Below are 5,126 nucleotides of genomic sequence, written 5' to 3' on the forward strand. Positions count from 1 at the left end.
TGGGGCGGAAAGCCGGCGTTCGATTGGCACCGGCGTGTTCGGCGGCGCGATCACCGCGACCGTTCTCGGGCTCGTGTTCACGCCGCTGGCGTTTTTCATCGTGGTATCGGTGCAAAGATTCATGCAGCGCAAATTCATGTCGATAACCCGCGAAAAACCATCGGCCAGCACCGAACTCGACGACCTGCCCCGCGCCGATATCCAGGGTTCGCGCGAGAGCTGACCGGGCGGCCGCACCGCTTTCCCAAACTCCCGTCGCAACGACCTATGATTGCTACAATCCGCGTTTAACGCGTTCGCCGGAGGTTGGAATGGCCTATCCCGCGGGTACAGTCGCCGCGCTCAGTTCGGCGGCGGCGACGGTGTTTTCCATCGGCATCGTGTTCCTCGGGTACTGGGGCATCCACGAATCAACCCAGTGGCATTTCGCCGATGTCACCGTGGCCATCCTTGCACTCGGCGGCTTCATATGCCTGGGTCTGGTGCCCTGGCTCGCCACCTCCCCCGTCGCCCATCCCGACGACGACTCCCTGATACGCCATGCGCGGCACGCCTTTCTGGCAGGCGTGGGCGCGCTTTGGCTGGCAATCGTCGTGTCGATCTTCACGTGAATATCCGCCTTTGACCCGCCCTCCGTTCAATATGAAGATTCGCCCCGCACAAGTGATCGAGCTCGTGGTGAATCTGCTGCTGCCCTGGCTCGCTTACAAACTCGCGTTGCCGTATTGGGGTGAGCTTGGGGCGCTGTATGCATCGGCGGTGCCGCCGATTGTCTGGAGCCTTGCCGAGTTTGCGAAGAACCGGCGGGTCGATGCCCTGAGCGTGCTGGTGTTGATCGGCATTGCGCTGTCCATCGTGCTGATGGCGCTTGGCGGCAGTCCGCGCCTCTTGCTGATGCGTGAATCGATGGCATCCGGCGCCATCGGCCTTGCGTTCCTGCTATCGCTCGTCGCGCGCCGGCCGCTGACGTTCTACCTCGCACGGGCGACGGTGGCACGCGAATCCGATGGCGGCGCCGAGCGCTTCGAGACACTGTGGGAGAGCCGGCCTCAATTGCGCCGCTCGATCCGCCTGATGACGTTTGCGTGGGGACTGGGGCTGACCGGCGAGAACCTGCTGCGCGCGTGGCTTGCGTGGCATTGGCCGATCGAACGCTTCCTGCTGGTGTCGCCGTTTATCGGCTATGGGATTTATGGCGGCCTGACGGTGTGGACGATCATTTATCGCAAGCGGATGAAAGCGCGCGAGGCGGCCGCACCGGCAACGCCGGTTCAATCGTGAACCCGCGCAAATAAAAAACGCGCGCCTGCCTGTTGGGCAAAGCGCGCGTTTAGTTCGAAGCGACTTCTTATTTCAAGCCGCTTGCTGCTGATACTGGATCCGATGCAGGTTCGCGTACAGCCCGTTGTGCCGCAGCAATTCGGCGTGACTGCCCTGCTCGGCGATCTTGCCCGCGTCCATCACGAGGATGCGATCCGCGCGCTCGATCGTCGATAACCGGTGCGCGATGACCAGCGTCGTGCGCCCTTTCATCAGGGTTTCCAGCGCTTCCTGGACGTGCCGCTCGGATTCGGAGTCGAGCGCGGACGTCGCTTCGTCGAGGATCAGGATCGGTGCATCCTTGTAGATGGCGCGCGCAATCGCTAGCCGCTGGCGTTGGCCCCCCGAGAGCCGCATGCCGTTGCCGCCTACGCGTGTCTCCATGCCTTCGGGCATGGCATCGACCACGTCCGCCAGATTTGCCGCGGCGAGCGCCGCTCTCACGCGTTCGCGGTCCGGCGTCTGGCCATACGCGACATTGGCGGCGATCGTGTCGTTGAAGAGCACCACGTCCTGGCTCACCATCGCCATTTGGCTGCGCAGGTCGTGGAGGCTGTATTCGGGAAGCGCCACGCCGTCGACCATGACCGCGCCGCCGGCCGGGTCGAAGAAACGCGGCAGCAGGTTGACGAGCGTTGTCTTGCCGCTGCCCGATGCACCCCCCAGCGCCACCATCTCGCCCGGCGCGACCTTGAACGACACGGCATCGAGCGTAGGCGCGCCGCTCGTTCCATAGCTGAACGACACGTCGCGGAATTCCACTTCGCCACGCGCGCGCTGCAAGGGACGGCCGCCGCCTTCGGGCTCGACGGGTTCATCGATCAGACCGAAGATCAGCTCGGCCGCCGTCATGCCGCGCTGCAGCGGCTGGTTGATGTCGATCAGGTGCTTGAGCGGCGAGATCACCAGCAGCATGGACGTGACGAACGCGACGAAACCGCCGACCGTGGTCTGGTCGTTCGCCGACTGCACGACGGCGATGGTGATCACGATCGCCAGCGCAATCGATGCGAGGAATTGCGTCAGCGGCTGGGCGAGACCGCCCGACACCGTCATGCGCATGGAGTAGCCGCGCAGCCGGTTGCTCATGTCGGTGAAGCGGTCGTTTTCGTACTTCTGGCCGTTATGCACCTTCACGACCTTGTAGCCGCCGACCGTTTCTTCAACGATGTAAGACAGCTCGTTCGTGAGCAACTGATGCTCGCGGTTCAGGCGGCGCAACCGCCGGTTGATCTTGCTGACCAGCCAGCCGATAGCCGGCAGGATCACCGCGATCACGAGCGTCAGGCGCCAGTTGAGGATGAACAGATAGCCGAGCAGGAAGATTACCGTCAGCGAATCGCGCACGAGCGTCACGACAACGCTTTGCAGCACGTTCAGGATCTGGTTCACCTCGAACACGATCGCGTTGATGATCGTACTGGCCGTTTCGCGCTGGAAAAAGCCGGCGCTGGTGTTGATCATCCGGTCGAACATCTTGAGGCGCAGTTCGAGCAGGATCTTGTTGGTGACGTACGAAAGCAGGTAGCCGGACGCATACTGCATGCCGCCGCGCACGACCGCGAGACCGACAACCGCAGCGGGCACGATCCACTTGGCGCTCGCGCTGCCGTTCGCGCCGAAGCCGTGGTCGAGCAGCGGTTTGAGCAGCATCGGGATACCGGCTTCGCTGGCAGCGACAAAACCCATCGCAATCAGGCCGAGCGTCACGATGCCGAGGAGCGGCTTGATGTATGGCCAGAGCCGGGTCATGACGGCGGCGGGCGATGTGGTCTTGCCGCCGCCAATCGTTTTGCTCAAGGTTGGCTTTTGACTCAAAAGTTGTTTTCCTGGTTGGTGCATGGGCGGGCGCGCACGGGACTTGGCCGCTTGCACGGCGCCTGTGCTTTGGTGCTCTTGCCCTGACTCTGCCCTGTGCCGGTTCGGCAAACCGGTATTGTAATGCGGTGGGGTGCTCTGTCTCATTAACACCCTCGGAGCTTCGCCACGGCTATTTTTGGAGAAGCTCAGAAACGCGGCTAACACATACGGCGCACGATCATCGCTGTTCGCCGTTGCGCGCTTTCGGAACCATTCCAGCCAGCTTTTCCCCCTGCCCCATCAGGAAGCCGGAAAAACACCAGAATGCAAGTGCCGTCGTCTGCCACATGAAGTCATCGGTGGAATTTTTCGCGATCATGCCCACCGCCAGCGCTATTCCCGCAGCGCTCACCCATGGCACCGCGTGCCGCAGACGCCAGAAGCGCCAGATCAACGCCAGCAGCAACGAAATCTCCAGCACCACGCCGACAATACCCGTCTCGAGCCACGTGTTCAGGAAAAGGTTATGCGCGTGCGTCAACGCCTGCGGCTCACGCTCCAGCAAGCTCGGCGGAATTTCTGCCTGAAAGACGCGTCCCGGCAAAGGCTTGCCAAAACCAACGCCCGTCCACGTGCGCGCCTCGCCCTCCCGCCCGTAGAACGCCCACAGTTTGGGACGGGTATCGGAGGACATCGCGTCGCCGATACCCGCCAGTGCCTCCGGCATGTACACCTTGTCGCCGGCAACCGTGACTTCGCGCGCCACCGGTTTCGGCATGTTGTGACCGAGACGCAAACGCACGCTCAGCTCGAGCGTTCCCAGCGCCGCGACGCAAATCACCAGCACGCTCACCGCCGCAAGGAACAAATGCTTCCGATACAGCGGGTAAGCCGCGACCACGAGCGTGACACCCGCAGCCGGCCAGAAAAACCGATTGAGCGTCGCCAGGCCGATGACCAGCGCCAGCACAATGCCGCTCAGCCCGAAAAGCCGCCAGCGGCGATCCATCAGGAAGCCGGTGAAAAGGGTTATCGAGAAGATGGCGAGCGTGCTCGTGTGGCCAACCCGGTTGTAGTAGTGAAGAAGGACATCGGCGGGATTGGTGGGCGGCTGCAGGCGGCCCCAGTAATACACACTGCCGGCCGCGAGCAGCAGGCACGCAACCCAGTTGATCAGCACGATCTGCTGCGGCCGCTCAGTGCGTGTGCCGACGAGCCAGAACGCCAGGAAAGACACGAGCGGATACAGCACTTCGTCGAGCCACGCATGCATGCTGTCGCGCGGGAACGGCGACCACGAGACGGATATAAGCGCCCAGGCGCCCCAGGCCGCTATAGGCAGTACCAGCGGCCAGCGCAACGGCGATGGCCGGTCAGGCGAAAATGCCGCGGCAAGCGTGCCGATCCCCACTAGCCCCAGCGACAGGTTTTCGAGCGCGGTCATGTGGGCGAACATCGCGACAAACATAATGACTGGACACGCCACCCACAGGACGCGTTCCACCTTCACGCACATCTTCGTCATTGCACTCCCGGAAGAGCCGCCCGCAAGCTTTTGCAGACGGCCTCAAGCGATATAAAGCCCATGCAGTCGGCATGGTCGCCGCGCCATGCGACGCACGTCGATGTATTGCGATCACAGCGGCGGGCCCACGCCACGTACCGCCTGAAAATATCGGGCTGATCACGGCACGGCATGTCAGCGATAGTAACCGGCGTGAACGGCGCATCGCGCCAGTAGTTTCCCGCGCCATGGATCAGTGCGTTGCCCGGCCCGAACAGCGCGATGGTCGGCACGCCGGTCAGACGTCCGAGATGAGCCACGCCGGTATCAGGGCAGACGATCGCCCGCGCACCGGCGAACATATGCCACACCTGACGCAAATCGATACGGCCGGCAAAGCTCGCATACCGTCCGGCGGGATCGATTGCGTCGATCAACCCGGTTTCGCTGGGGCCGCCGCTCCATACCGGCCTGAGCCCGAGCGTTTCCACATAAGCCGCCA

The 5,126-nt window shown here is 63.0% G+C and carries 6 protein-coding genes; 3 read left to right on the forward strand and 3 right to left on the reverse strand.

What is annotated here, in order from left to right; genetic code table 11:
- The 3 genes from ACRXB1_RS29920 to ACRXB1_RS29930 form a co-directional block, all read left to right on the forward strand.
- On the forward strand, positions 1-223 hold a 223-nt coding region (locus ACRXB1_RS29920), incomplete at its 5' end, for a hypothetical protein (RefSeq protein WP_449494094.1).
- A gap of 88 nt (positions 224-311) precedes the next feature.
- Positions 312-611 (forward strand): hypothetical protein, encoded by a 300-nt coding sequence (locus ACRXB1_RS29925; RefSeq protein ID WP_061998981.1) that lies wholly within the window; start codon positions 312-314, stop codon positions 609-611.
- 31 nt (positions 612-642) lie between these two features.
- Positions 643-1,281 (forward strand): VC0807 family protein, encoded by a 639-nt coding sequence (locus ACRXB1_RS29930; RefSeq protein WP_174364536.1) that lies wholly within the window; start codon positions 643-645, stop codon positions 1,279-1,281.
- Positions 1,282-1,353: 72 nt separating this feature from the next.
- On the opposite strand, the gene msbA is transcribed toward ACRXB1_RS29930, so the two are convergent.
- From msbA to ACRXB1_RS29945, 3 genes are all read right to left on the reverse strand, one after another.
- The gene (gene msbA, locus ACRXB1_RS29935; protein ID WP_449494097.1) at positions 1,354-3,072 is read right to left on the reverse strand and encodes a lipid A export permease/ATP-binding protein MsbA; all 1,719 of its coding nucleotides are present in this window, start codon (positions 3,070-3,072) and stop codon (positions 1,354-1,356) included.
- A 286-nt stretch (positions 3,073-3,358) separates the two neighbouring features.
- On the reverse strand, positions 3,359-4,645 hold the full coding sequence (locus tag ACRXB1_RS29940; RefSeq protein WP_449494095.1) for an O-antigen ligase family protein: 1,287 nt from the start codon (positions 4,643-4,645) through the stop codon (positions 3,359-3,361).
- Positions 4,642-5,126 (reverse strand): glycosyltransferase family 9 protein (locus tag ACRXB1_RS29945; protein ID WP_449494096.1); only part of this gene is annotated, 485 nt, incomplete at its 5' end. The genes ACRXB1_RS29940 and ACRXB1_RS29945, both read right to left, overlap by 4 nt.

It is taken from the genome of Caballeronia sp. M23-90 (assembly GCF_053574605.1).